Source organism: Microbacterium paraoxydans, assembly GCF_018224615.1.
Lineage (GTDB): Bacteria > Actinomycetota > Actinomycetes > Actinomycetales > Microbacteriaceae > Microbacterium > Microbacterium paraoxydans_B.
On sequence record NZ_JAGTUK010000001.1, the window covers coordinates 1 to 24,292 of the forward strand.

Genomic DNA, 24,292 nt, shown 5'->3' on the forward strand with positions numbered 1-24,292 from the left:
CCGCGGGGGTCGCGCACATGGGAGCGCACGCCCTGGGCGCGGCCGCCTACGCCGCGGTCGCCGCGGGCCTCGCGCAACCCGGGCATCCGGCGGCGACGGCGGATGAGATCGCCTGGCAGCTCGCGCGGCTCTCGCCCGCGGCGGCGGCGGCGCTGCGGGGGCTTCCTCCGCTCGGCACCGACCCGTCCGGGCCGCTCGGCGAAGGTCTCCTGGCGCGCGGGGCCCTCGGCGACGCCATCCGCACCCTCCAGTCGCGCCTCTGATCCCGCAGCACCCCGACCGCCCCCGCTTCAGCCCCGATTCAGCGGCGAGCCGCCACACTGGGGGGATGCGGATCCTGGTGGTGGACGACGAGGTGCGTCTGGCCGAGGGCGTGCGCCGGGGGCTGGAGGCCGAGGGCTTCGCCGTCGATGTGGCGCACAACGGGGTGGACGGACTCTGGCGGGCGCGCGAGAACCGGTACGACGCGATCGTGCTCGACCTGATGATGCCGGGCCTGAGCGGGTGGAAGGTGTGTGAGGCGCTGCGGGCAGAGGAGAACTGGACGCCCGTGCTGATGCTCACGGCGAAGGACGGCGAGTGGGATCAGGTGGAGGCCTTGGAGTCCGGTGCCGACGACTACGTGACGAAGCCGTTCTCGTTCGCGATCCTCGTGGCACGGCTGCGGGCGCTCGTGCGGCGCGGCGCGGTAGCGCGACCGACCGTGCTCGAGGCCGGAGACCTGCGCCTCGACCCCGCCGGTCACCACGTGTGGCGCGGCGAGACCCCGATCACGCTCACGGCCCGCGAGTTCGCGGTGCTGGAGCACCTGATGCGGCACCGCGGCCAGGTGTTGTCCAAGCGCGACCTCATCGCGGGCGTGTGGGACGACGACTTCGACGGCGACCCGAACATCGTCGAGGTGTACGTGGGGCATCTACGCCGCAAGGTCGACAAACCGTTCGGACGGACGGCCATCGAGACCATCCGCGGTGCGGGCTACCGTCTGGCGGCCGACGGTGGCTAGCCGGTTCCTCCGGTCGGTGCGCGGCCGCACGACGATCGGGGCGACGGTGGTCGTGGCCGTGGCGCTCCTGATCGGGTCGTTCTCCTTCTACGGCGTACTCAGCGCCAGCATGCACGGTGCCAGGGAGCGTGCGGCCGAGCAGCGGCTGGAGGAGCTGACGCAGCGCTTCGAGGGTCCGGCGCGCCCCGGCCCGGAGCAGCTCGACGACGACATCGTGCAGCTGATCGGCCGCGACGGCTCGGTGCGTCGCGCGAGCGAGGAGGCGCAGGACGTGCTCGGCTCGACCGCGCTCCCGGTACACGACGATCCCCGCGCGTTCACGATCGACGGCGAGCGAATGGTGGTCGTGTCGGAGGAGCTCGACGACGGGCAGAAGCTCGTGCTGGCCGTGCCGATGGAGGACGACGCGGAGACGCTCGCCACGGTCGCGACGCTGCTCGCGGTCGCGGTGCCTGCGTTGCTGGTGCTGGTCGCCGCGACCACCTGGCTCGTGACGGGGCGGGCGCTGCGTCCGGTCACCCGCATCCGCGGCGAGGTGGACGGCATCACGGCGGAGCGCCTGGACCGCCGCGTGCCCGTGCCGGATACGGGCGACGAGATCGCGTCCCTCGCCACCACCATGAACGGCATGCTCGACCGGCTCGACGCGGCCGCGACCGCGCAGCGCCGGTTCGTGTCCGACGCCTCGCACGAGCTGCGCTCCCCGCTCGCGACCATCCGTCAGCACGCCGAGCTCGCGCAGGCGCACCCGGAGGTCACGAGCATCGAGGAGCTGGCGGAGGTGGTGTCGGAGGAGGGGCTGCGACTGCAGGGCATCGTGGAGTCGCTGCTGCTGCTGGCCCGGCTCGACGAGGGCGTGGCCGGAGCATCGGAGCCGGTCGATCTGGACGACCTGGCGCTCACCGAGGTGAGACGTCTGCGCGCGGCGGGGTTCGAGGTGGACGGCTCGGGCATCGGCGCGGCGCGGGTGCGCGGCGACGCCCGGCTCCTGGCGCAGCTGGTGCGCAACCTCGCCGACAACGCAGCCCGGCACGCACGCGGGCACCTGGCGATCGGGGTGGCCACGGTGGAGCGGCACGTGTTCCTGACCGTGGAGGACGACGGGGCCGGGGTGCCCGAGGCCGAGCGAGAGCGGATCTTCGAACGGTTCGTGCGGCTCGACGAGGCCAGGAGCCGGGATGCGGGCGGCAGCGGCCTGGGTCTGGCGATCGCCCGCAGCATCGCGACCTCGGCGCACGGGACCGTGTCGGTGGACGACTCGCGGTGGGGCGGCGCGCGGTTCGTGGTGACGCTGCCCTCGGCCGACTGACCGCGCATTCCTGAAGAGCGCTTCAGGTCGCTTCAGGGTGGCTTCAGCGCCCGCTCGGCACCATCGAAGCATGAACGCCAAGACTCCCGACCAGACCCCGAACCCCGACGAGACCCCGACCACCGGTACCCCCGCACCCGACGGCTCCGCGGCCGCCGATGCCCCCACGGTTCCGGTCGCCCCGGCCACCGCACACGGCACCGCCGCCGACGGCACCCCGATGCCCGACGCCACCGCTGCCCCGCACCCCGCCGCGGCCGAGGCGACTCCCCCGGCGAAGCCCCGACGCAAGCGGGCGCTGCTGATCGGCGGAGGCATCGCGGCGGCCGTGCTGCTCGCGGGCGGCGGCGTCGCGGTCGGCGCGGCCATCGGCGATGAGTTCGGCGACGACGACCGCCCTGCCGTGGACGGCCCCCGTCACGGCGACCGCGACGGGGAGCACGGCCCGCGCGGTGACCACGGTCCGCGCGACGACGACCGCGACGACCGTCCGGCGAACGCGGGCGGCCCGGTGACCGGCATCGGCACGGCCTCCGTCGACGAACTGCTCGACATCGCCGAAGCGGCGCGCGGAGCCGCGGACGGCGAGGTGACCTCGATCGATGCCAAGCGCGACGGCACGTGGGAGGTGCAGCTGACCACGGCCGCGGGCGACGAGAGCGACGTGCGCGTGGACGACGACCTCGACGCCACCGTCGTGGCGACCGAGCGGGCGGACGAGGGCGACACCGGCCCCGCGCTCACGCTCGACGAGGAGACGATCCGCGCGCTCGTGGAGGCGGCGCTCGCGGAGGCCGACGGCCGGATCACCGACCTCGACGTGGACGCCGACGACGTGAACCCCTACGACGCGTCGGTGCTCACGGACGACAACCGCTCGATCGACATCTCCTTCGACGCCTCGTTCGCCGTGGTGGGAACCGACCTCGACGACTGAGGCCGGGCGGCGGCGGATAGCATGCAAGCATGACGAACTCCGATCCGGTCGACGAGGTCTCCATCGGCGGCGAGGTCATCCGCCTCGGACAGTTCCTCAAGTTCGCCGGGCTGCTCGACTCGGGCGGCGACGCGAAGGAGGTCATCATCGACGGCTTCGTGACGGTGAACGGCGAGGTCGACCGTCGCCGCGGCCGTCAGCTGCACGACGGCGACGTGGTCGCGTTCGAGGGCCGGGCGGTGCGCGTCCGGCCCTGAGCCGTGCGGCGTTCGCCTGACGACTCCGGCTCTTCCGCCGTCGCCTCTGCGCGCTCCTGCCGCTCCCCCGCGAGCACGACCGCCACGCCCCCGCCGCACAGGGCGAAGCCGATCACGGTCAGCGCGGTCAGCGGCTCTCCCAGCAGCAGGGCGCCGGCGAGCGCGGTGGCCGGGGCGATGAGGAACAGCAGGGCCTGCAGCGCGGTGATGCCGACGCGGCGCAGCAGCCACCAGTAGAGGCCGTACGCCGCGAGCGTCGGGAACACGGCGGCGAGGACGACTGCGAGCCAGAACCCCGGGGCGGCCGGAGGCACCAGGTCTCCCGTGACCAGAGCGATGCCGAGCAGCAGGACCGCGGTGACCGTCAGGTGCACGGTGAGCGTGACGAGCATCCCCGTCCGCACCGGGGACCGACGCTGGAGGAGGGTCCCGATCACCAGGCACACCATGGCGGCGGCCGGGAGCAGGTAGGCCGCGGGCGGCGCCGAAGACGAGCCGAACTGCGAGTGCACGACCAGGGCGACGCCGAGGGCCCCGAGGGCGAGTCCGGCCCATTGCGCGCCGCGCACGCGGAGGCCGAGGATCGGTCCGACCAGCGCGGCGACCACGAGCGGCTGCACGGCATCGATGAGCGCGACGGTTCCGGTGGCGATGCCGCTCGCGACGGCTCCGTACACCGCGGCGCAGTAGCCGAACTGTGCGAAGAGCCCGATCGCGGCCTGGGTGCCGAGTTCGCGTGGCGTCACGCCTCGTGCGGCGCCGGTCGCGATCACCACCGCGAGCAGCACGACCGCGAGGGGCACGAACCGCCAGACGAGGAGCGTGAGGGCGGACACGTCCACGGTCCCGAACGCGGCGATGAGGAATCCGGAGCTCCACGTGATCACGAACGCGACCGCGGCCGTGACCGTCACGGCCCCACGAACTATACCGATCTGTTTACTCATGACCTCGACTATACAGGCCGGTATACTCGGGGCATGCCCCAGGACGTTCCAGAGCTCGCGCCCCTCACTCCCGGAGCACGTCGGGTGCTCGACGCCGCCTCCCGGCTGTTCTACGAGCGCGGCATCCACACGGTCGGCGTCGACACCGTCGCTGCCGCCGCCGGCGTCACCAAGAAGACCCTCTACGACCGGTTCGGCTCGAAGGAGGCGCTCGTCGTCGCCTACCTCCAGCACCGCGACGCGCGCTGGCGCGACCACGTCGCCGCGCACCTCGCGCGCGTGCCGGAGCCCGGAGTCGACCGGGTGCTGGCGGTCTTCGACGCCGCCATCACCTGGTCCGACGAGAACAGCCCCAAGGGATGCAGCGCGATCAACGCCAGAGCGGAGATCGACGGCGGCGACGACGACCGCCTCGTGCTCGCGGAGGCCTCGCGGCAGAAGACCTGGCTCCTCTCCGTGTTCCGCGACCTGCTCGCCGAAGCGGGGTTCCCCGACGCACCGCGACGCGCCGAGACCCTGATGCTGCTCTACGAAGGCGCGATCGTCACCGTCGGCATGGGCACGTTCGCGAAGCCGTTCCACGTGGCGCGGGCCACCGCGAAGACGCTGCTGACCTAGGACGCAACGGCCCCGGCATCGGGGTTCGCGAAGGATGCGACCTGATAATGGGTAACATGCCACGTCCTATCGACGCCTACCGCGGCCTTGCCCAGTCGAGTCGCCTGCGAGTCCTCGACGCTCTGCTGGACACCCCGGGGATCGGTCTCGCGGAACTGTCCGACCTCACGGGCCTGCACGTCAACACCCTCCGCGACCACCTCCGCATCCTGGAGCGGGAAGGTCACGTCCGCTCCGAGGTCGAGCACACCGGTCGCCGGGGTCGCCCCCGCCTGCGGTTCTCGGTGGTGACCGCCGCCGATCGCAACGAGGTCGCCGAGCGGCACCTGCGGGATGCGATCAGGCACGGCGACCTCATGCGCGCGGTGCTCCCGGCGACCGAGTCGTCGCTGCCGACCGATGCGACGCATCAGCTCGACGCGCTCTACCACCACCTCCACGAGGTGGGCCTGGAGCCCGAGGTCGACGAGGAGGCGCTGACGATCCAGCTCGCTCCGTGCCGCTTCCATGCTCTCCTCGCGGAGGACGGGGCGATCGCGTGCCGCGTGCATGAGGAACTGCTGCGTTCGCTGCTGGAGCGCGCGGGCGGGCCGATCGTGGTTGACCGGGTGCTGCCCTTCACCGATGCGCACACCTGCCGGGTCCACCTCGCGCTGCGCGAGCGTGCGTCTCAGGGCAGCGTCTTGCCTTCCAGCGTCGCGGCGAACGAGACGCCGGGCGTGGAGCGGTAGTTCAGGTGCGTCGAGACCGCGATCACGTTGGCACCCGGGCGTAGCGACGACGCGGGGATCGAGATCACGAGGGGCGAGGCGATCGCCGCGGCCGTGCTCGGCGCCGCCGTGGCGTAGGTGGTCGAGGTCACGGTGGTCGCCGGGAGGCGCAATCGCCCCACTTCGACGCCGTTGACCGTCACCACCGCACCATCGTCCGCACGCGCGGTGAGCACGAGTTCGGAGAGCGTGGCGGGGTCGGCCACCGTGAACGTCGTGCGGAAGAGCATGCTGATGGGCCGCTGCGTGGTGGGTGGAGGCACGTCCACGACCGTCGTGATCCCGCTGCCGAAGCCCAGCGGCGCCGGCCCCTGCCCCCAGGCCGCATCGTCGAACGTCACACCGGTCCAGCCCGTTGGCCACGCTCCGGCGGCGTAGCGGAAGCGCCAGGTGGCATCACTGCGCACCAGCGTGATGGGCACCGGCGTGGCCGCGGGAGGTGTGGTGACGGAGACAGTGGTCGCGGCGGACCGCGCACCGTCGGCCCCGACCGCGATCACCGCGTACGACACCGAGCTCCCCGCGGGTGCCGTCGTGTCCGTCACCACCCCCGTCGCGCCTGTCCCCGTCAGCGTCGTCATTCCAGGGCGCGACACCTCCACACCGGCCACCGCGCCTCCGGGGCCCGGCGACCACGCGATGTCCACGCTCGTGGGAGACGTGGCGGTCGCGCTGGCCACCGGGGCGCCCGGAGGGTCCTGCGGGGGTTCGGTGGTCGTGCGGCGCCCGGTCATCACGAGGTCGAACGTGCTGTCCGGTGTGCCGCGGTAGTTCACGTGCGCCGAGGCCGCGATCACGTTGGGGCCGTCGCGCAGCAGCCCGGGAGGCACGGCGAACACGGCGGGGTCGGCGGTCGCCACGCTGGTCGAGCGCACGGCGTCGGCGTAGGTCGCGCTCGTGGGCGTGGTGGACTGCAGGTGCGAGGTGCCCAGCAGCGTGCCGTTGACCCACACGGCGACCCCGTCGTCGGCGCGCGTGGTCACGGTCACGCCGCTGAGCTCCGCCACGTCGGCGAGCGTCACGGTGGTGCGGAAGATCATGGCCCTGGCCCGGTTCGTGCTGGGCGGGCCGAGATCGATCGAGGTGACGGCGCCGGTCCCCCAACCGAGCGGGGCCCTCCCCGAGCCCCACCCGGAGTCGTCGAACCCGAGGGCCGTCCAGCCCGCGGGCCACGCCTGCGTCGAGTTGCGCCACTTCCACGTGGAGCCGCCCGCGAGCAGCACCTCGTCGGTCCCGGCGGTCAGGTCGATCGGGAGGGTGAAGCGGCTGCCGGCATCGGTCTCGTACTGCTGCAGCGTGGGCGAGTACGTGTACGCGTCGACCGTGCCCGCCGCCGGGTCGAACGTGTAGTAGCGCAGCCAGCCGTTGCCGCCGTTCGCGCGGCTCTGGTAGTTCGACAGGATCTGGTGCACGGGCGTGCCGCACGCGTTGGGGTCGGTGCGCCGCGCCTCGCCGATGTCGCCGTCATGCCAGTGCCCGTTGACGACCATCGCGATGGAGCAGTTCTTCGACACGAAGTCGTTCCACAGGGTCACCGCGGAGACGGAGGTGACGTCGGTGCGGATGACGTGCGTGGAGCGCGTGCCACCCGTGTTGATGAAGCCATGCGTCGCCAAAATCACGGTGCGGTCGGGGTGGGCGTCGATCACGCGCTGCGCCCACGCGAGGGTGTACGCGGGCGACTCGAACTCGAGGCTCAGCAGCAGCAGCTTGGTGTCGCCCACGGTCAGGAGGCTGTAGTTGTCCTTGTTCTTGCGGTCGATGCCGTCGGGGCCGAACTGGTTCTGGCCGAGGTACCCGCCGTACGACACGGTCGGGCTGTTCCACGAGGCGGCGGAGTAGCGCGTCGGGGGGAAGTACGTGTCGTACGTGCTGGACTCGCCGGTGGTGATGTCGAGGTCGTGGTTGCCGGGGAGCACCGAGCTCGGAACCCCGGCGTCGTCGAGTGTCTTCATGTGACGGCTCGCGCGTTCCCAGTGGTTCACGTTCGGCCACGACTCGACCAGGTCGCCCACCTGGATCACGAACTTCGTGTTGAGCTGCGCGCGCGTGTCGACGATCCACTGCGTCTGCGCCCCCATGGTCTGCTCGTAGGTGCTCGACGCCGTGTAGCCCTGCGTGTCGGGCAGCACCACGATCGTGAAGGTCTCGTCGGCGGCGGTCGCGACGGCGGGTACGAGCGCGCCGACCAGCAGCGCGGTTGCTCCGACCGCCGCCAGCGCACGACGCCGTGCGCGCGTCCACGTCCCCATGTCGAACCCCAGTCCACTTCGACTGGCTCCGTCTTACACCCGTCGGGGCGGGGGCCACAAGGGCATGTGGGGCGGGGTCAGGGGAACAGCTGCCGCAGCACGTCCCAGTCCTCCGCGGCGAGCGCCTGCGTCACCACGGCCTGCCCCTCGGGCGAGACGTCGGGGCCAAGGCGCTGCCACACGACGCGGGCCGCGCCGAGGTCGCCCGAGGCGATCGCGTTCGCGAACTCGATGAACGCGTTGGCGTAGGGGATGGTGGAGGTGCCCGCCTCCGCCTGGAACGGCACGTGCTGGTCGATCCACGGGAGGGCGGGGTCGGGTCGGAGGATCAGCACGTCTCCCGGGTGCACGGTCTGGGCGGCGACGTGGTTGTAGAGGGCGACGGTGACGTAGTCGACGCAGAACCGCTGGCCGATCGCGATGAGACTGTCGCCCGGCGCGACCTCGTAGGCGAACACCTCGCCGTCGTCGTCGAGCACCGGGGTGCCGCTCGCGAGGTCGGAGGCGCCCATCTCGTCGAGCTCGCCGAGGAGCTTCGCGTGCGGGGCCTCACCGTCTTCCGCGGTGATGTTGATCAGCGAGTTCGTGGTGCAGTCCCCCGGGCCGCCCGCCGGCACCGAGACGCCGTCGCCCAGGTCGACCAGCCCGTCTTCCGGTGCGGTCTCGGACTCGTCGACCACGAGGGGCGTCGGTGCGGGCGCGTGCGTGAAGGCCTCGGAGGACGCGGAGACGGCGGAGACCACCGCGGGCACGGCGAGGGCCACGACCCCCGCGACCGCCACCCCCGCGACGACGGCGACGATGGCGCGGGTGCGGTTCATCCCGTCAGCATGTCAGGGCGCGGCCACTCGCGCCAGCACCGGCTGCGCTCAGGAGATCCAGAAGGGGATCGTGAGCACGGCGGCTCCCAGCACCATCCAGGTCACGGCCACGGGCACGGAACGCGGCACCGTGCCCGTGCCGAACCGGGCGACGAGACGTTCGAGGCGGGCCCGCACGCGGTCTCGTGCGAGCAATCCGATGGCCAGGAGCACCAGGCAGGGCAGGCAGTAGACGATGGTGTATCCGGCGATCACGGCCAGCCCCGCCCCCGGGTGCACCTCGGCGGCGACGAGTCGCTCGATCGCGATGAAGTAGGGGAAGGCGTTGGGGAGGTCCGCGGCCGTCAGCACGGCACCGAAGGGCAGCGCCGTCCACGGGCTGAACCAGGCGGGGAGCGCGATGGCGCGGCGCTCCCGCTCGCGCAGTCGCCGCACACCGGCGATGATCAGGGCGATTCCCGCCGCCCCGAACGCGACGAAGCGGAGGGCGACGACGATCCCGTCGACCGCTCCGGCGGCGGCGCCGGCCGTCAGGAACAGGGCGGCGCCGACGCTGAAGACGGTGAGGGCCGCGCCGAGCACGGCGGCCCCCGCGACGAGCCCCGGGCGACGCGGTGCGGCGATCAGGATCAGCACCACGGCGATGATGGTGGCGGGGTTGAGGGAGTCGAGCAGTGCGAGCCCGGCGATGCCGAGCAGGAGCGGTCCGCTCATCCGCGTGCACCGGGGTCGACGGGTGCGGGGATGAGGTGACCGATGAGCGCGTCGAGGTCGGTGGCGTCCTGGTCGATCCCGGCCACGGCGTTCGCGGCGAGCGCGTCGCCGACCAGACGGATCACCCTGGCCCGGACGGGGTCGCCGACCTCCGCGGCGATCAACGACTCCCACCGTTCGATCGCGACCCGGGCGTCCTCGAGGATGCTCTCGTACCCGGGGTCGGTCGGGCGGAAGGCCGCGGCGAGCCCCTGCAGGAGCGCGCGCTCCTCGGCCCCCGGCACGGACAGCCGGAGCCAGGTCTCCGCCGCTCGCCCTTCCGCGGCTCCTCGCTCCATCGCGGCATCGACGTCGCCCAGGGCCGCGTGGGCGAGGCCGGTGAGAAGCGACGCCCGTGTGGGGAAGTGATGCGTGAGTCCGCCCTTCGAGACGCCGGAGGCCTCGACCACCGCGTTCAGCGACGGGACGGTGCCCTTCTCGAGGGTCAGTCGACGGGCGGTCTCCAGGATCTTGTCGCGCATGCGGCGATCCTAGCCGACCGACCGACCACCCGGTCGGTCACCTCCCACGGGAAGCCGCGCGCCGGGGAGCGACGCCGTCCGCCGCCGTCGCGATCGGCTGGATCGACGTCAGGCGAAGTCGCCGCCGGGAGCCATGTCGGCGAAGCGGGAGTAGTGGCCCTGGAACGCGACCGTGATGGTGGCCGTCGGGCCGTTACGGTGCTTGGCGACGATCAGGTCGGCCTCGCCCGGACGCACGTCCTTGTCGTACACCGAATCGCGATGCAGCAGGATCACCATGTCGGCGTCCTGCTCGATCGACCCCGACTCACGCAGGTCGCTGATGGCGGGCTTCTTGTCCTGCCGCTGCTCGGGACCACGGTTCAGCTGCGACAGAGCGATCACCGGCACCTGCAGCTCCTTCGCGATGAGCTTGAGGCTTCGCGAGAACTCCGAGACCTCCTGCTGACGCGACTCGACGCGCTTGCCCGAGGTCATGAGCTGCAGGTAGTCGATGATGACCATGCGCAGACCTGCGCGCTGCTTGAGCCGACGGCACTTGGCCCGGATCTCGACCAGGGTCATGTTGGGACTGTCGTCGATGTAGAGCGGTGCGTCGTTGATGCGGCCGCGGGTGGCGGCGACCGTGGTCCAGTCGCGCGGGTCGAGCGTTCCCTTGCGCATGTTCTGCAGCGGAATGGCACCCTCCGCGCTGAGCAGTCGCATCGCGATCTCGCTCTTGCCCATCTCGAGCGAGAAGAAGATCGAGGGGAAGTCGTGGCCGATGGAGGCCGCGCGGGCGAAGTCGAGCGCGAGGGTCGACTTTCCCATCGCGGGTCGCGCGGCGACCACGATCATCTGTCCACCGTGCAGGCCGTTGGTCAGCTCGTCGAGCTCGCGGAACCCGGTCGGGATGCCCGTCATGGATCCGTCGCGGCCGTTCGCGGCCTCGATCTCCTCGACCGCGGCGTCGACCGCGACCGTCAGCGGCACATAGTCTTCCGCCGTCTCCGACCCCGTGACGGAGTAGATCTCGGCCTGGGCGTTGTTGACGATGTCGGTCGCGTCGCCCTGCCCGTCGTAGCCGAGCTGCACGATGCGCGTGCCGGCGTCGACCAGACGGCGCAGGATGGCTCGCTCGGACACGATGCCCGCGTAGTAGCCGGCGTTCGCGGCGGTGGGCACGATGGACGTGAGCGTGTGCAGGTAGTCGGCGCCGCCGGCCTTGCTCAGCTCGCCCGTCTTGATGAGCTCGTCGGTGACGGCGACCACGTCGGTCGGCTCGCCGTGCGAGTAGAGCGAGAGGATCGCCTCGAAGATCAGCTCGTGCTTCGGGATGTAGAAGTCGGCGCCCTTGAGCGTCTCGATCACGTCGGCCACGGCGTCCTTCGACAGCAGCATGCCGCCCAGGGCGCTCTGCTCGGCGAGGAGGTCGTGCGGCGGGGTGCGCTCGGGCGGACGCTGCCCTCCCAGGCGCTCCTCTGAGATGTCGGCGATCGACACAGTGTTCCCTTCGATGCGACGGTTCCGATGCGGAACTCCGACGGTGGGTGGCAGGTGATCGTCGGTGGTTCCACGGCCGCGCGGCGGCCACTCCCAGACAAACAGGAGCCCCCGACATTCGGTCGCTCGACCACGCTATGAGCGCCGTCCACACGGTGCAACACAGCCTGTGGATAACCATGTGGAAAGCGTGCGGACAAACGCGGAGTGTCTGTGCAGAACGGGTGTGGATAACCCGGTGGAGGGCGAGAAGGAAGAACTTTTTTCTGTCCTCTGGCCAGGGATTTACCGTTTCCCCACCCTGTGGATGAAAACGAGCTTAAATCGCGCGTTGAAGGTTTCCCCCGTGGGAGCGAGATGTGTAGAACCTGGGGAAAGTCAAGCCGGGAATCCGCCGGGCGCGTCACGATCTGACACCCGCCGCCGCGGATGTAAATGGGCCTGGACAGGGTGGGGGGCCGCGAGTATTCTGCTCCCCATCGACACACCCGTATCGATATGGCGTTGCCTTCAGAGGGGGAGGACGACGTGAACGCTCGAGCGACCCGACGCGGCGTACCTGCCGTCGTTCTCTGGGGCGGTCTCGGCGCGCTCGCGTGGGCGGCACTCACGGTGCTCACGGGCGGAGGGTCGGCACACGCGGACGAGCAGGCCCCCGGTCCGCTCGACTCCCTGACCACCGCCGTCACGCAGACCGTGACCGCTGTGACGGCACCCGTCGTGAACGAGGTCGTCGCCCCGGTCGTCACGCAGGTGGCCACGCCCGTCGTGACCCAGGTCGTCGCCCCCGCGGTGACGCAGGCCGTCGCTCCTGTCGTCTCGCACGCGGTCGCCCCCGTGCAGGCCGTGCCCGCGGTCGTGGAGACGGTGACGGAGACGGTTGAGAGCGTCCCCGTGGTGGGTGCGGTCGCGGCACCCGTGCTCGACTCCGTGTCGGACGCCGCGGCCGCCGTCGTCGACGCCACCACCGACGTCCTGGCGGACTCGCCCGTCTCGCAGGTGACCGAGCCGGTCCTCGAACTCATCGGCGGACTCCCGATCGTCGGCGGGATCGTCGTGGACTCCGGCGCCTCCGAACTCGTGACCGAGGTGGTGGGCGTCGTGGACGGAGCCACCGGCGTGATCGGCGGCACCGTCGACGAGACCGTCCCGCCCGTGATCGAGGGCCTCCAGCCCGGGACACCGCCGTTCAGCGCAGGCTCGGTCCCGGCCGATGCCGCGGCCGTGACCACCGCCACCGCGCACGCCTCCGTGGCTCCCGGTGCGACGTCCGCAGCGACCGACGCGACCGGTGCGCTCGCGGGAACGCCCGAAGAACTCGCGGGACTCGTCGACGAGCCCGCCCCCGCCGATCGCTCCCCCGCACCCGGCAACGCACCGCCCGGCGCGCCTGCCACCCCGTCTTCCTCCGTCGGCTCCGGCGGAGGCACCCCGTATGCGCACGCTCGCCTCGGCGACGACAGCGTGCCCCCGCTCCGTGCCTGGGAGCGGAACTCCGGCGCTGCGGACGACGCCCTTCCCGGCTCGCCCGTCGCCGACACCGACGTCTCTCCTGACTGACTGACCGTCGCGTCATCCCTTCGCGGATGACAGATGCCGTGCTGCGCGCGCACCCGATCGCGCGCACCCATCAGACACCCAGTCATGTCAGGAGAATCATCATGCGCACTTTCGCGAAGCGAGCCCTGTGGGGCGCGCTCCTCGCCGGCGGGATCACCCTGCTCGGCGCGACGGCCGCCAACGCGGCCGAGACATCCGGAGACGACGGACTGCTCTCCGGCACCCAGGCGGTGGCACCGGTCGCCGCACCGGTCACGGTCGCGGGCAACGCGATCTCGGTGCTCGGCGACACGGTCGCCCCCGCACCCGCCCCGGCCCCTGCTCCCGCACCGGCTCCCGCCCCGGCCCCTGCTCCCGCACCGGCCCCGGCCCCGGCTCCGGCCCCTGTGACGGACGGCAGTTCCGGCACGGCCTCCGGCACTCAAGCCGTGGTGACCGTGAACCTGCCCGTCACCGTGTCGGGCAACGCCATCAGCGTCACCGACGACTCCACGACCAGCACCCCGGCCGCCGCTCCGCCCCAGAGCGCGGCTCCCCAGGCCCCTGACGCGGCCGGGGTGCTTTCCCTCGACACGGACGGCACGGACGGCGTGCTCTCGGGCACGCAGGGCCTGCTGGCGGTCAACACGCCGGTCACCGTGACCGGCAACTCGCTGTCGCTCCTGGGCGACGCCGAGTCCGCCTCGAGCACCGGGGGCGCCGCGGCACCGGCACCCTCGTCGACCAGCGCCCCCGCGACCTCGGGCGACGACGGCACCGCCAGCGGGACCCAGGTCGTGGCACCCGTCACCGCCCCGGTCACCGTGACCGGCAACGCCATCTCCCTCCTCGGTGACAGCAGCTCCACCGGCACCACCGGCACGGGCAGCACCGGCACCACGGGTGGATCCGCCGGCGGCAACACCACCTCCGGCAGCGACGGCACCGCCAGCGGTAGCCAGGTCGTGGCACCCGTCACCGCCCCCATCGGCGTGACCGGCAACGCGATCTCCGTGCTCGACGACGCCACTGTCACCGGCGGCACCGGCACCACGGGCGGATCCACCGGCGGCACCCCCGCCACCGGCGGCAACACGACCTCCGGCGACGACGGCACCCTCGGCGGCACCCAGATCACCGCACCCATCACCGCCCCCATCGGCGTGACGGGCAACGCGATCTCCGTGCTCGACGAGGCCACGGTCACCGGCGGCACCGGCACCACGGGCGGATCCGCCGGCGGCACCCCCGCCACCGGCGGCAACACCACCTCGGGCAGCGACGGCACCCTCGGCGGCACCCAGATCACCGCACCCATCACCGCCCCCATCGGCGTGACCGGCAACGCGATCTCCGTGCTCGACGACGCCACCGTCACCGGCGGCACCGGCACCACGGGCGGATCCACCGGCGGCAGCACCACCGGTGGTTCGGTCACGTCGGGCGACGGAGGAATCCTCGGCGGCACCCAGCTGGGCCTGCCGGTGACCCTTCCGATCACGGTCGGCGGCAACGCCATCTCGGTCGTCGGTGAGAGCACCGTGACCGGTCCCGGCACCGGCCCCGGCACGAACCCGGGAACCGACCCGGGAACCGACCCCGGAACCGACCCCGGCACCGACCCCGGAACCGACCCCGGGACTGACCCCGGCACCAACCCGGGAACCGACCCCGGCACCACGCCCGGCACGGGAGCGACCGCGTCGGGAATGTCCTGGGCGTCGGGAGCGGCCGTCGCCGGTGAGGCCAGCGGTCTCGCCATGACCGGTGGTGGCACCTCTCCGATCCTCTGGGCGCTCGCCGCGCTTTTGCTCCTGGGAGGTGCGGGCCTGCTGCGCCGCCGCATCGCGTAGGCGCTGAGCCCCGGCGGTGCCGGTGTCCTCGGGGGAGGAGACACGGCCCCGTCGGTGCGCGGCAGCGTCCGCTCGTGCGGTGCGGTCCCCCGCCGCACCTCCTCTGCCGAGTAGCGACCGCCGCGCGAAGCGCGGATGCCCCGTGGCCAACCGCCACGGGGCATCCGTCGTGCCCGCACGCAGTCGTCCCGGAACGACGAACGCCCCCCGTCCCGAAGGACGGAGGGCGTTCGATCATCGTGCCTTACTTGGCGGCGACGACCTGCAGCGTGATGACCGCGGTGACGTCCTCGTGCAGACGCACGGTCGCCTCGTGCTCACCCGTCACCTTGATGGGCGACGTGATGTGCACCTTGCGCTTGTCGATCGCACCGAGACCGGCGGCCTCGACCGCGTCGGCCACATCGGCGGTCTTGACGGAGCCGAAGAGACGACCCTCCTTGCCCGCCTTCACCGCGAGGCGCACCTTGGCGGCCTCCAGCGAGTTCTTCAGGGCCACAGCCTCGTCGCGGTCGTGGATCGCACGCGCCTGGCGTGCGGCCTGGATCGACGCGACCTGCTTCTCGCCACCGCGCGTCCACGCGGTCGCGAAGCCCTGCGGGATGAGGTAGTTGCGGGCGTACCCGTTCTTGACCTCGACCACGTCACCGGCGCTACCCAGCCCGGCGACCTCGTTCGTGAGAATCAGCTTTGCCATCTCAGTACCCCTTACCGGCCGGCGCCAGCGTAGGGCAGGAGCGCCATCTCGCGCGCGTTCTTGATCGCCGTGGCGATCAGACGCTGCTCCTGCACCGACACACCGGTGATGCGACGGGCACGGATCTTGCCGCGCTCCGAAACGAACTTGCGGAGGGTGGCGACATCCTTGTAATCGATGACGCCGACCCGGATGGACTTCGCGGGGGCGGCGTTCTTCGCGCCCTTCCGCGGCTTGCGGCGGTCGCCGCTCGACTTTCCAGCCATTGTTCTTCCTTAGTGATGATGTGCGGATGCCGCGCGCTCGCGCGCATCCGGAGAGATGATCAGAACGGGGTGTCGTCGCCGAAGCTGCCCGGAGTGCTCCAGGCGTCGGCGCTGGTCGACGAGCCGGGCGTAGACCACGGCTCCTCCGACACCTGCTGCTGCTGCTGCGGACGGGACTGCCCGCCACCGCCACCGCTCGAGGCCGCACGGGTGACCTGCGCGGTCGCGTATCGCAGCGAGGGGCCGATCTCGTCGACCTCCAGCTCGATCGCGGTGCGCTGGTTGCCCTCGCGGTCCTGGTAGGAGCGCTGACGCAGACGACCCTGCGCGATGACGCGCATGCCCTTGGTCAGCGAGCCCGCCACGTGCTCCGCGAACTCGCGCCAGACCGACGCGCGGAGGAACAGCGCTTCGCCGTCCTTCCACTCGTTCGCGGCACGGTCGAAGTTGCGCGGCGTCGATGCGATGGTGAAGTTCGCCACCGGCAGCCCGTTCTGCGTGTACCGCAGCTCGGGGTCGGCCGTGAGGTTGCCCACCACGGTGATGACGGTTTCGCCGGCCATGGGATCAGGCCTTCGCAGCCTTGGCGGACTTGCGGGCGGCCTTCTCCTCGGCGCGCTTCGCCTCGGACGCGATCATCGCCTGCGCCTCTTCGGCACGGAGGACCTTGGTGCGCATGATCTGCTCGTTGAGCTTCAGCTGGCGGTCGAGCTCCTGCGTGGCGGCGCTGGTGGCCGTGAAGTTGACGACGGCGTAGATGCCCTCGGTCTTCTTCTGGATCTCGTAGGCCAGACGACGCTTGCCCCAGATGTCGACGTTCTCGATAGAGCCACCATCGTTGGTGATGACCTTGAGGAACTTGTCGAGCGTCGGGGCGACCTGGCGCTCGTCGATCTCGGGGGTCAGAATGACCATGAGTTCGTACTGGTGCGTCACTTACCCACCTCCTTCGGACTAGAACGGCTCTCGGGACTTTCCCGGGAGCAGGAGGGTGTGTGCACGTGCCCGCCCGCGGAACCCGAGTGGGTGCCGGAGGGCAGACAACCTCGACAGTCTAGCGGAGAATCCTCCGAGCCGCCTCCCACCGATCGCCGCGGTCCTTGGCATGCTGGAGGGCGTGCCCGATGACCGTCATCGGGCATATGACTGGAGGGGGGCGCTATGCGCGTCAACAAATGGGGGGTCGGCGTCGTTCTCGCCGCCGCCGTCATGCTCACCGGATGCTCTGCCGGTGGATCGGACAAGCCGGCCGACGCCGCGCCGAGCGCGGGTGCATCGCAGGAGGCCCAGGCGCCGTCGAGCGACTGCCCCGAGCTGACCGAAGGCGCCACCGTCGACGGCTCCGCGCTCGGCTCGTGCATCGCCGAGGCCATGACCGACGTCGCGGGCTACGCCGCCACGACCACCGTGATGGGCATGGAGTCGACCACGCGCTTCAACCCGTCGGAGAAGGCCATCGAGACCGTGTCGCCCATGGGCTCGATCGTCGCGATCGGCGACGACATCTGGGTCAAGTCGCCCTCGAGCGACTGGCAGACCGCGGACCCGAACTCGAGCGACCCGATCATCGCGGGCCTCAGCACCACGGCCGCCGACGTCACCGCGATCGACCCCGCCACCACGGCGAAGGCCATCACGGGCGACTTCACCGTCACGGGTACGGGCGAGCGCCTGGGCCAGAAGGTGTACGTCGTCTCCGGCACGGTCGAGCAGGCCGGGACCCCGGTCGAGGTGCAGTTCGAGGTGACCGAGGACTACGTCAACCTCGCCTCCACCAGCTCGGCCTCAGTCGAGGGACAGTCGCTCGAGATCGCGATGGAGATCACCGAGTGGGACGTGAAGCAGGACATCGTCGCCCCCGTGTGACCCGGGGATGACACGACGGGCCGGGGCATCGCGCTCCGGCCCGTCGTCGTTCCCCGCGGGGACCGCGTCAGTAGGCGACGGGTGGCACCTCGGCCCACACGGCACGGTCGTCCGCGGTCGGGGCGTCGGGGATGCGACCGGCGCCGTCCGGCTCGGGGATCGCCGCGAGCAGCGCCTGCGTGTACGGGTGCTGCGGTGCGGACCACAGTCGCTCCGTCGGCCCCGACTCGAGCACGCGCCCGCCGAACATCACGAAGGTGCGGTCGGCGATGCGTCGCACCACGGCGAGGTCGTGCGAGATGAAGAGCATGCCGGCGCCCGACTCGGCGACCAGGTCGCGCATGAGCCCTGCGACGCTGGTCTGCGTCGACGCGTCCAGCGCCGAGATCGGCTCGTCCGCCACGAGCAGCGACGGCCGCGCGGCCAGGGCCCTGGCGATCGCGATGCGCTGCTTCTGCCCGCCGGAGAACTGATGCGGGAAGCGGCTGCGCACCTCGGCGGGGAGGCCCACGCGCTCCAGCCACTCCTCCACGGTGGAACCGGCGGCACCGCGCGCTCGGGCGGTCGCGATGCCGTCGGAGATCTGGTCGCCGATCCGCCGTCGCGGGTTCAGCGAGGTCGACGGGTCCTGGAACACCATCTGGATGCCGGTGAGGGCGGTGGCACGACGCCGGATGCCGAGCGGTGCCACCGGCGCACCGCGGAACCGCACGGTGCCGGCCGCGGTCTTCTCGATGCCGACGACCGCGCGTGCCAGGCTCGACTTGCCGCTGCCGGACTCGCCCACCAGCGCCACGGTCTCACCCGCGGACACGCTCAACGACACCCCGTTGACGGCGATCACCGGCGGGCTGCCCGGGTAGCGGACCACGACGTCCTGCGCGTCGAGGACACTGACGTCACTCATCCGCATCCTCCTCGATCGGGTCGACGGCGTCGATGTCGGCGGCACCGTCGGCGGCTTCGATCCGCGAACCGGGCAGAGCCGCCAGCAGCATGCGCGTGTACTCGTGCTGCGGGTCGCGGAACAGGGTCTCGCGGTCGGCGAGCTCCACGATCCGCCCGTCCTTCATCACGGCCACCGTGTCGGCGATCGCGCTCATCACGCCCAGGTCGTGCGTGACCAGCAGCACCGCCAGGTTCCGTTCGATCGCCAGGTCGCGCAACAGCTTCAGGATGCCCGCCTGCACCGTGACGTCGAGCGCCGTGGTGGGCTCGTCCGCCAGCAGCACTTCGGGGTCGCACGCCAGCGCGCACGCGATCGCGATGCGCTGCCGCTGGCCGCCCGAGAACTGGTGCGGGTAGCGCTTCAGCGCCTCGGCAGGGTTCGGCACCTGCACGGTCTGCAGCAGCTCGACCGCACGCTCGCGCGCCGCCGCGCCCTTCAGGCCCAGGTGCACGCGCATGTGGTCGGTGAGCTGGCGGCCGACCGGGAGCTGCGGGTGCAAGGACGCCGACGGGTCCTGGAACACCATCGCGATGCGCTTCCCTCGCACGCGGTTGAGCCCGCGGCGCTTCAAGCCCAGCAGCTCCTCCCCCGCGAGCGAGATCGAGCCGCCCGTGCGGGCCTGCCGCGGCAGCAGCCCCAGCACCGCGAGCGAGGTGAGGGTCTTGCCGGAACCGGACTCCCCCGCGAGACCGTGGATGCGGCCGGGTTCGAGCTCGAGCGACACCCCCTTCACGAGGGGCCGCCCGATCTCGATCGTGAGGTCGCGGATGCTCAGCGCGGACGCGGTCATGCGGGCACCCCCGTGGCTGAGGCCTTGTGCTCGGCCTCCTTCTCGTGCGTGACCTCGGCGGTCGGGTCGAGCACGTCGCGCATCGCGTCGCCGAGGAAGTTGAACGCCAGCACGACCGTGAGGATCGCGAGACCGGGGAACACCCCGAGCCACCAGGCGTCGAAGTTCTGCATCGCGCCGGAGATCATCGACCCCCACTCGGCGGTGGGCGGCTGCGCACCGAGGCCGAGGAACGACAGGCCGGACAGCAGCAGGATCGCGGCGCCGATGTCGAGCGTCGCCAGCACCAGCACCGGCCCGGCGATGTTGGGCAGGATGTCGACGAACAGCGTGCGCACAGGCGAGTGACCGAGCAGGCGACCCGCGACCACGTAGTTCTGTCCGCGCAGGCCGAGCACGATGCTGCGGGTGACGCGGGCGTACTGCGGCCACGACACCACGATCGCGGCGATCACCGCGTTGAACAGCGACGGGCCGAGCGACGCGGCGACCACCATCGCGAGGATCACGGTCGGGAACGCCATGAACAGGTCGGTGATGCGCATCAGCGTCTCGTCCACCGCGCGGCCGAAGTAGCCGGCGACGGCGCCGATGAGCGTGCCGATGATCATCGCCGCGATCACCAGCATCAGCGCGAGCGGCAGGCTCACCGTGGCACCGGTCATCAGGCGGGAAAAGATGTCGCGGCCGTTGCCGTCGGTGCCGAGGATCGTGTCGATGCCCGGCTCCTGCAGCCGCGGGAGCACCTGCGCGTTGGGCGGGTACGGCACCCACCACTGCGCCGTGAACGCGACGACGATCCACGCGGCCGCGATGACCGTGCCGATGATGCCGAGCGGAGTGCGCCAGGCGCGCGGCCAGCGGAAGCGGAAGCGCCAGGGGCCGGAGGCGGCGTCGATGCGGCTCATGCGATCCTCACTCTCGGGTCGAGCACGCCGTAGAGCAGGTCGACGATGAAGTTGATGAGGAGGTAGATCACGCCGACCACCAGACCGACGCCCATGATGCCGGGCAGGTCGAGGTTGGCGGCGGAGTTGTAGGCGTAGGTGCCGAGTCCCGGCCACGCGAACACCGACTCGACCAGCACGGTGCCCGACAGCAGGGCGCCGAACGCGACACCCACCACGGTGAGGATCGGGAGCGAGGCCCCGCGCAGCACGTAGTCGAGGATCACGCGCATCGCGGGGAGCCCCTTGGCCCTGGCCGCGCGCACGTAGTCGCTGCCGAGCACCTCGAGCACGGACGTGCGGATGAAGCGCGTGAGCAGGCCGATCGTCACGAGAGACAGCACCATCACGGGCAGCGCGAGGTGCGCGAGTGCGTCGAAGAAGCCGACGCCGTCGCCGTTCAGCAGGTAGTCGACAGTGTAGAGCCCGGTCACGCGCGGCGGCGGGGTGATGGACGGGGAGATGCGCCCGGAGCCGGGTGCGATGCGCAGCTCCAGGAAGAAGACGTAGAAGCTGACCAGCGCGAGCCAGAACGTCGGGACGCTGAGGCCGACGAGCGTGACCACGCGGATGACCTGGTCGGTGACGAGACCGCGGCGGTAGGCGGCGAGCGTGCCGAGCACGATGCTGACCGCGAGGCTCACGATGATCGCACCGATCGCGATCTCGATCGTCGCGGGCACCGCGGTGGCGAGGTCGCTGGTGACCGGGCGTCCGGTCACCAGCGACGTGCCGAGGTCCCCGCGGAGCAGGTTCCCCATATAGATGAAGTACTGCACGAACAGCGGCTGGTCGAGCCCGTGCTCCCGGATGAACGCCTCGCGCGTCGCCGGGTTCTGGGAGGCGCCCTCACCGAGCGCGGCCGAGACCGGGTCTCCCGGCACCAGGTTGGTGAGCGCGAACGTGACGATGGTCACGCCCACCAACAGGAGCAGGGAGGTCCCGGCCCGCCGCAGCAGGTATCCGAGGAGAGGCGACCGGCGCCGCTGCGCCTGCCTCTGCACGGCCACTGTCGTCATGGATGGTCCGTTCAGCCGGCCGGGGCGATCTCGGCGATGTCCATCTCCCACACGGAGTTGTACACGGCACCGGTCACGTCGCTGGCGGAGGAGATGTTGCGGCCGGGAACGATCAGCGGCACGAACGGGCCCTGCTCCTGCATGGCCTCGGCGAACTCGGTGAACGCGGCCTCGCGCTGCGCGGGGTCGGTGGCGCTGGCGGCACCGGCCGCGATGCCCGCGATCTCGGGGTTGGCCTCGGCCGCCCAGCCGGCCCGCAGGCCCACCTTCAGGCCGGGAGCGAAGGGCAGGAAGTTCGCCGAGTCGGCGTAGTCCGGACCCCAGAACCACAGACCGAAGCCCTCGGTGCCGTTGACGTACGCGTCGAGCTCGGTGGCGAACGGCGCAGGGGCCAGCTCGACCGTGATGCCGGCGTCTTCGAGCTGCGCCTGCACGCGCTCCGCGAGCGGGGTGAACTCCACGCCGCCGACCGGGTAGTCGTTCGGGAACTGCAGCTTCAGGGTCTGACCCGTGTAACCGGCCTCGGCCAGGGCGGCCTTCGCCTTGTCGAGGTCCTGCGTCACGCCGTCGTCGAGCGCACCCTCGAACCCGGGCGGGATCACGCCGGTCGCCTGCACGGCACCGGCGCCCGCGAGTTCGAGCAGCGCGTCGTAGTCGAGCGCGTAGCGGATCGCTTCGGCGATCTTCACGTTCGCCAGGTCGCCGGCCACGGCGGGCGACTGGTTCAGCAGCAGGAAGATGGTCTGGCCGGACGGGACCGAGTCGACCGTGATGTCGTCGCCGAGGCCCGCGACCTGGTCGCCGTTGAGGTCCATCGCGACCATCGAGTCGCCGCCCTTGAGGTTGGCGAGCTGCGTGGCGCTCTCGGACACGTTGCGCACGACCACGCGGCTGTAGGCCGACTTCTCGTCGCCGTTGTACTCGTCGTTGCTCTTCAGAACGACCTGCGAGCTGAGGTCGAGCGTGTCGAGCACGAACGGACCGGAGCCCGCGGACTCGCCGTCGAGGAACTTCTGAGCCGAGTCGGTGCCGTCGATCGCGCCGCCGTTCTCGATCACTACGTCGGAGTTGACGATGCCGAGGGCCGGGTTGGCGAGGATGGCCGGGAGCTGCAGCAGCGGGGTCTCGGACGTGAACCGGATGGTCTTGTCGTCGACCTCGGTGATGGTGAGGCCGCCGAGGAGGAAGTTGGGCTTGGCGTCCTCCATGCCCTGGATGCGCTGGAGCGAGAACACGACGTCCTTGGCCTCGATCGGCGAGCCGTCGGAGAAGACGCGGTCGCCCTCGAGCGTGAACGTGAACTCGGTCGCCTCGTCGTTCTGCTCCCACGACGCCAGGCCGGGGACGGGGGTGGAGACGTCGGAGCCCTCGAAGTCGACCAGGGTCTCGTAGAGCGCCTTCGCGATCATGTTGCCGGTCGGGTCGTAGGTGTGACCGGGGTCGGTGGTCTCGATCGAGAACGCCGTGTCGATGACGAGCGAGTCGGAGCCCTGGGACGAGTCGGAGTTGTTCGCCGAGTTCCCTCCCGAGCAACCCGCGAGCGCCAGGAGCGCGACGGCTCCGAGCGCGATGACCGGCGTGATACGGCGTGACGACATGAGGGCCTCCAAGGGCGAGGAGTACATTCGGGTTCCGGCGGTGTCCGAAGTGGACGACCGGTGATCAGATTCGCATCATATGCGACGATGTGTCCAGCAAGTGCACGTCACATCAGCACGCTTTGTCCAGAACCTCGGATGTCAGGAGCAATATGTCCAGCAAGGATGCGGATCCGTCGAAGCATTCTGGACGAAGTGCCGCCCCACTCGACGAGACGGCGTACAGAATCCTCGACGTTCTGCGTGATAACGGTCGCGTCTCGATCGCCGCGCTCGCCGAGAAGGTGGGCATCTCCCGGGCCAGCGCGTACACCCGTGTCGAGTCCCTCGTGCACGACGGCGTCATCACCGGCTTCAGCGCCCGCGTGGATCAGGCCAAGGCCGGGCTGTCGATCGGCGCGCTCGTGTTCGTCACCGTCATGCCGCAGGCGTGGGCCTCGTTCCGCGAGCGCATCATCGAGATGCCCGACGTGGAGTGGTGCGCCATCACCACCGGGGAGCACGACGCCATGCTGCTCATCCGCGCCGTGGACGTGAGCGGCGTGCACGAGTTCTCCACGGGCGTGATCGCCCAGCTGCCCGAGGTGCGCACCGTGGTGAGCGTCGTGGTGCTCGACGAGGTGATCCGGCGCCCCTACCTGCTGCCCGCCGACCTGCCGGAACGCGACACCGAGGTGCCGCTGGGCATGACCCGCTGGACGCCCGCCTCCCCCGGCCGCGACACCCTCCCCCCGCGCTGAGGCTCAGGCGGCCGGGATCTCCTCGACCACGCTGAGTTGCGGGAGGCCGTGCATCTCGTAGTGCTCCACGAGGCGGATGCGGCCGTCGTCGGTGAGCTCGAGCTCGCTCTCGCCGTCGCCCGTGACCACGGAGCCGTCGGCCTTGAGCACGTGCACGAACGAGACCCAGATGGTGTCGCCCGTGCGGGTGCCGACGAACTTGCCGAACGTGACCGTGTCGCCCTCGTACCCGCCCCAGATCGCGCCGTCGCGCTCGAAGTACTCGAACACGCTGGGAGCATCGGGGTCGACCGCCGAAGTGGTGGACGACACCATGCGGAAGCGTCGGCCGTCGAGAGAGGGAAGGGTCGCAGTCGCAGTCACCCCTCGATTATGGGGGATGCCGCGGACGCCG

Annotated in this window: 27 protein-coding genes; 11 read left to right on the forward strand and 16 right to left on the reverse strand. The window is 71.2% G+C overall.

Features of this window, described 5'->3' with window-relative positions; all coding sequences use genetic code 11:
* From KE274_RS00005 to KE274_RS00025, 5 genes are all read left to right on the forward strand, one after another.
* On the forward strand, positions 1-263 hold a 263-nt coding region (locus tag KE274_RS00005; RefSeq protein WP_368856133.1), incomplete at its 5' end, for a putative immunity protein.
* A gap of 65 nt (positions 264-328) precedes the next feature.
* Positions 329-1,006: a response regulator transcription factor gene (locus KE274_RS00010; protein WP_211539574.1), complete on the forward strand. Its 678-nt coding sequence runs from the start codon at positions 329-331 to the stop codon at positions 1,004-1,006.
* Positions 999-2,315: a sensor histidine kinase gene (locus KE274_RS00015; protein WP_307872102.1), complete on the forward strand. Its 1,317-nt coding sequence runs from the start codon at positions 999-1,001 to the stop codon at positions 2,313-2,315. Before KE274_RS00010 ends, KE274_RS00015 begins: the two co-directional genes overlap by 8 nt.
* Before the next feature lie 70 nt (positions 2,316-2,385).
* The gene (locus KE274_RS00020) at positions 2,386-3,252 is read left to right on the forward strand and encodes a hypothetical protein (protein ID WP_249185776.1); all 867 of its coding nucleotides are present in this window, start codon (positions 2,386-2,388) and stop codon (positions 3,250-3,252) included.
* 29 nt (positions 3,253-3,281) lie between these two features.
* The gene (locus KE274_RS00025) at positions 3,282-3,509 is read left to right on the forward strand and encodes an RNA-binding S4 domain-containing protein (protein WP_211539575.1); all 228 of its coding nucleotides are present in this window, start codon (positions 3,282-3,284) and stop codon (positions 3,507-3,509) included.
* Here the strand turns inward: KE274_RS00025 and KE274_RS00030 are convergent.
* Positions 3,449-4,456 carry a DMT family transporter gene (locus tag KE274_RS00030; protein ID WP_249185778.1) on the reverse strand — a complete coding sequence of 336 codons (1,008 nt, stop codon included), beginning with the start codon at positions 4,454-4,456 and terminating at the stop codon, positions 3,449-3,451. The two genes, KE274_RS00025 and KE274_RS00030, sit on opposite strands and share 61 nt — an antisense overlap.
* Before the next feature lie 33 nt (positions 4,457-4,489).
* On the opposite strand from KE274_RS00030, the gene KE274_RS00035 reads away from it, so the two are divergent.
* Positions 4,490-5,074 (forward strand): TetR/AcrR family transcriptional regulator, encoded by a 585-nt coding sequence (locus tag KE274_RS00035; RefSeq protein WP_211539577.1) that lies wholly within the window; start codon positions 4,490-4,492, stop codon positions 5,072-5,074.
* 56 nt (positions 5,075-5,130) lie between these two features.
* Positions 5,131-5,805 carry a helix-turn-helix domain-containing protein gene (locus tag KE274_RS00040; protein ID WP_211539585.1) on the forward strand — a complete coding sequence of 225 codons (675 nt, stop codon included), beginning with the start codon at positions 5,131-5,133 and terminating at the stop codon, positions 5,803-5,805.
* On the opposite strand, the gene KE274_RS00045 is transcribed toward KE274_RS00040, so the two are convergent.
* The 5 genes from KE274_RS00045 to dnaB all read right to left on the reverse strand — a co-directional run bounded on the left by KE274_RS00045 (position 5,745) and on the right by dnaB (position 11,634).
* On the reverse strand, positions 5,745-8,096 hold the full coding sequence (locus KE274_RS00045) for a metallophosphoesterase (protein WP_211539587.1): 2,352 nt from the start codon (positions 8,094-8,096) through the stop codon (positions 5,745-5,747). The genes KE274_RS00040 and KE274_RS00045 overlap by 61 nt on opposite strands.
* Before the next feature lie 77 nt (positions 8,097-8,173).
* Entirely contained in the window at positions 8,174-8,917 is a 744-nt protein-coding gene (locus KE274_RS00050; RefSeq protein ID WP_211539589.1) for a LysM peptidoglycan-binding domain-containing protein, read from the reverse strand.
* 48 nt (positions 8,918-8,965) lie between these two features.
* Positions 8,966-9,631: a GAP family protein gene (locus KE274_RS00055; protein ID WP_211539590.1), complete on the reverse strand. Its 666-nt coding sequence runs from the start codon at positions 9,629-9,631 to the stop codon at positions 8,966-8,968.
* Positions 9,628-10,152, reverse strand: coding sequence for a TetR/AcrR family transcriptional regulator (locus KE274_RS00060; RefSeq protein ID WP_211539592.1), 525 nt, complete (start codon positions 10,150-10,152; stop codon positions 9,628-9,630). Before KE274_RS00060 ends, KE274_RS00055 begins: the two co-directional genes overlap by 4 nt.
* Before the next feature lie 108 nt (positions 10,153-10,260).
* On the reverse strand, positions 10,261-11,634 hold the full coding sequence (gene dnaB, locus KE274_RS00065; protein WP_211539594.1) for a replicative DNA helicase: 1,374 nt from the start codon (positions 11,632-11,634) through the stop codon (positions 10,261-10,263).
* A 528-nt stretch (positions 11,635-12,162) separates the two neighbouring features.
* Here dnaB and KE274_RS00070 point away from each other — a divergent pair.
* Both KE274_RS00070 and KE274_RS00075 read left to right on the forward strand, forming a co-directional pair.
* Entirely contained in the window at positions 12,163-13,194 is a 1,032-nt protein-coding gene (locus KE274_RS00070; protein WP_307872103.1) for a hypothetical protein, read from the forward strand.
* A gap of 101 nt (positions 13,195-13,295) precedes the next feature.
* The gene (locus tag KE274_RS00075; RefSeq protein ID WP_211539602.1) at positions 13,296-15,026 is read left to right on the forward strand and encodes a beta strand repeat-containing protein; all 1,731 of its coding nucleotides are present in this window, start codon (positions 13,296-13,298) and stop codon (positions 15,024-15,026) included.
* A gap of 244 nt (positions 15,027-15,270) precedes the next feature.
* Here the strand turns inward: KE274_RS00075 and rplI are convergent, their stop codons facing one another.
* The 4 genes from rplI to rpsF are packed head-to-tail and all read right to left on the reverse strand — an operon-like array spanning position 15,271 to position 16,925.
* Positions 15,271-15,723 carry a 50S ribosomal protein L9 gene (gene rplI / locus KE274_RS00080; protein WP_211539604.1) on the reverse strand — a complete coding sequence of 151 codons (453 nt, stop codon included), beginning with the start codon at positions 15,721-15,723 and terminating at the stop codon, positions 15,271-15,273.
* A gap of 11 nt (positions 15,724-15,734) precedes the next feature.
* Positions 15,735-15,989 carry a 30S ribosomal protein S18 gene (gene rpsR, locus KE274_RS00085; protein WP_017203799.1) on the reverse strand — a complete coding sequence of 85 codons (255 nt, stop codon included), beginning with the start codon at positions 15,987-15,989 and terminating at the stop codon, positions 15,735-15,737.
* Between the two features lie 59 nt (positions 15,990-16,048).
* Entirely contained in the window at positions 16,049-16,552 is a 504-nt protein-coding gene (locus tag KE274_RS00090; RefSeq protein ID WP_211539606.1) for a single-stranded DNA-binding protein, read from the reverse strand.
* 4 nt (positions 16,553-16,556) lie between these two features.
* Positions 16,557-16,925 carry a 30S ribosomal protein S6 gene (gene rpsF, locus KE274_RS00095; protein WP_149083943.1) on the reverse strand — a complete coding sequence of 123 codons (369 nt, stop codon included), beginning with the start codon at positions 16,923-16,925 and terminating at the stop codon, positions 16,557-16,559.
* A gap of 225 nt (positions 16,926-17,150) precedes the next feature.
* Between rpsF and KE274_RS00100 the strand changes: the two genes are divergently transcribed.
* A complete protein-coding gene (locus KE274_RS00100; RefSeq protein ID WP_211539608.1) occupies positions 17,151-17,855 on the forward strand; it encodes a hypothetical protein in 705 nt (234 codons plus the stop codon).
* A gap of 67 nt (positions 17,856-17,922) precedes the next feature.
* Here KE274_RS00100 and KE274_RS00105 read toward each other — a convergent pair whose 3' ends face one another.
* The 5 genes from KE274_RS00105 to KE274_RS00125 are packed head-to-tail and all read right to left on the reverse strand — an operon-like array spanning position 17,923 to position 23,158.
* Entirely contained in the window at positions 17,923-18,762 is an 840-nt protein-coding gene (locus tag KE274_RS00105) for an ABC transporter ATP-binding protein (protein WP_211539610.1), read from the reverse strand.
* Positions 18,755-19,594 carry an ABC transporter ATP-binding protein gene (locus tag KE274_RS00110; protein WP_211539612.1) on the reverse strand — a complete coding sequence of 280 codons (840 nt, stop codon included), beginning with the start codon at positions 19,592-19,594 and terminating at the stop codon, positions 18,755-18,757. Before KE274_RS00110 ends, KE274_RS00105 begins: the two co-directional genes overlap by 8 nt.
* Positions 19,591-20,502 (reverse strand): ABC transporter permease, encoded by a 912-nt coding sequence (locus tag KE274_RS00115; protein ID WP_211539620.1) that lies wholly within the window; start codon positions 20,500-20,502, stop codon positions 19,591-19,593. The genes KE274_RS00110 and KE274_RS00115 overlap by 4 nt, the downstream gene beginning before the upstream one ends.
* A complete protein-coding gene (locus KE274_RS00120) occupies positions 20,499-21,560 on the reverse strand; it encodes an ABC transporter permease (protein ID WP_211539622.1) in 1,062 nt (353 codons plus the stop codon). Before KE274_RS00120 ends, KE274_RS00115 begins: the two co-directional genes overlap by 4 nt.
* 11 nt (positions 21,561-21,571) lie before the next feature.
* A complete protein-coding gene (locus KE274_RS00125; protein ID WP_211539629.1) occupies positions 21,572-23,158 on the reverse strand; it encodes an ABC transporter substrate-binding protein in 1,587 nt (528 codons plus the stop codon).
* A 152-nt stretch (positions 23,159-23,310) separates the two neighbouring features.
* On the opposite strand from KE274_RS00125, the gene KE274_RS00130 reads away from it, so the two are divergent.
* Positions 23,311-23,898: an Lrp/AsnC family transcriptional regulator gene (locus KE274_RS00130; RefSeq protein ID WP_211539630.1), complete on the forward strand. Its 588-nt coding sequence runs from the start codon at positions 23,311-23,313 to the stop codon at positions 23,896-23,898.
* A gap of 3 nt (positions 23,899-23,901) precedes the next feature.
* Here KE274_RS00130 and KE274_RS00135 read toward each other — a convergent pair whose 3' ends face one another.
* Complete coding sequence (locus KE274_RS00135; protein ID WP_307872104.1) at positions 23,902-24,261, reverse strand: hypothetical protein; 360 nt, start codon at positions 24,259-24,261, stop codon at positions 23,902-23,904.
* Positions 24,262-24,292 lie beyond the last annotated feature (31 nt).

What these genes read in the sequence shown, in the direction of transcription:
- KE274_RS00030 (WP_249185778.1), bottom strand. Translation starts at nt 4,456, where the DNA reads ATGAGTAAACAGATCGGTATAGTTCGTGGGGCCGTGACGGTCACGGCC.
- KE274_RS00105 (WP_211539610.1), bottom strand. Translation starts at nt 18,762, where the DNA reads ATGAGTGACGTCAGTGTCCTCGACGCGCAGGACGTCGTGGTCCGCTAC.
- KE274_RS00020 (WP_249185776.1), top strand. Translation starts at nt 2,386, where the DNA reads ATGAACGCCAAGACTCCCGACCAGACCCCGAACCCCGACGAGACCCCG.
- KE274_RS00045 (WP_211539587.1), bottom strand. Translation starts at nt 8,096, where the DNA reads ATGGGGACGTGGACGCGCGCACGGCGTCGTGCGCTGGCGGCGGTCGGA.
- rplI (WP_211539604.1), bottom strand. Translation starts at nt 15,723, where the DNA reads ATGGCAAAGCTGATTCTCACGAACGAGGTCGCCGGGCTGGGTAGCGCC.
- KE274_RS00060 (WP_211539592.1), bottom strand. Translation starts at nt 10,152, where the DNA reads ATGCGCGACAAGATCCTGGAGACCGCCCGTCGACTGACCCTCGAGAAG.
- KE274_RS00100 (WP_211539608.1), top strand. Translation starts at nt 17,151, where the DNA reads ATGCGCGTCAACAAATGGGGGGTCGGCGTCGTTCTCGCCGCCGCCGTC.
- KE274_RS00090 (WP_211539606.1), bottom strand. Translation starts at nt 16,552, where the DNA reads ATGGCCGGCGAAACCGTCATCACCGTGGTGGGCAACCTCACGGCCGAC.
- KE274_RS00115 (WP_211539620.1), bottom strand. Translation starts at nt 20,502, where the DNA reads ATGAGCCGCATCGACGCCGCCTCCGGCCCCTGGCGCTTCCGCTTCCGC.
- KE274_RS00010 (WP_211539574.1), top strand. Translation starts at nt 329, where the DNA reads ATGCGGATCCTGGTGGTGGACGACGAGGTGCGTCTGGCCGAGGGCGTG.
- KE274_RS00050 (WP_211539589.1), bottom strand. Translation starts at nt 8,917, where the DNA reads ATGAACCGCACCCGCGCCATCGTCGCCGTCGTCGCGGGGGTGGCGGTC.
- KE274_RS00055 (WP_211539590.1), bottom strand. Translation starts at nt 9,631, where the DNA reads ATGAGCGGACCGCTCCTGCTCGGCATCGCCGGGCTCGCACTGCTCGAC.
- KE274_RS00110 (WP_211539612.1), bottom strand. Translation starts at nt 19,594, where the DNA reads ATGACCGCGTCCGCGCTGAGCATCCGCGACCTCACGATCGAGATCGGG.
- KE274_RS00125 (WP_211539629.1), bottom strand. Translation starts at nt 23,158, where the DNA reads ATGTCGTCACGCCGTATCACGCCGGTCATCGCGCTCGGAGCCGTCGCG.
- KE274_RS00120 (WP_211539622.1), bottom strand. Translation starts at nt 21,560, where the DNA reads ATGACGACAGTGGCCGTGCAGAGGCAGGCGCAGCGGCGCCGGTCGCCT.
- KE274_RS00075 (WP_211539602.1), top strand. Translation starts at nt 13,296, where the DNA reads ATGCGCACTTTCGCGAAGCGAGCCCTGTGGGGCGCGCTCCTCGCCGGC.
- KE274_RS00035 (WP_211539577.1), top strand. Translation starts at nt 4,490, where the DNA reads ATGCCCCAGGACGTTCCAGAGCTCGCGCCCCTCACTCCCGGAGCACGT.
- KE274_RS00040 (WP_211539585.1), top strand. Translation starts at nt 5,131, where the DNA reads ATGCCACGTCCTATCGACGCCTACCGCGGCCTTGCCCAGTCGAGTCGC.
- rpsR (WP_017203799.1), bottom strand. Translation starts at nt 15,989, where the DNA reads ATGGCTGGAAAGTCGAGCGGCGACCGCCGCAAGCCGCGGAAGGGCGCG.
- KE274_RS00130 (WP_211539630.1), top strand. Translation starts at nt 23,311, where the DNA reads ATGTCCAGCAAGGATGCGGATCCGTCGAAGCATTCTGGACGAAGTGCC.
- KE274_RS00025 (WP_211539575.1), top strand. Translation starts at nt 3,282, where the DNA reads ATGACGAACTCCGATCCGGTCGACGAGGTCTCCATCGGCGGCGAGGTC.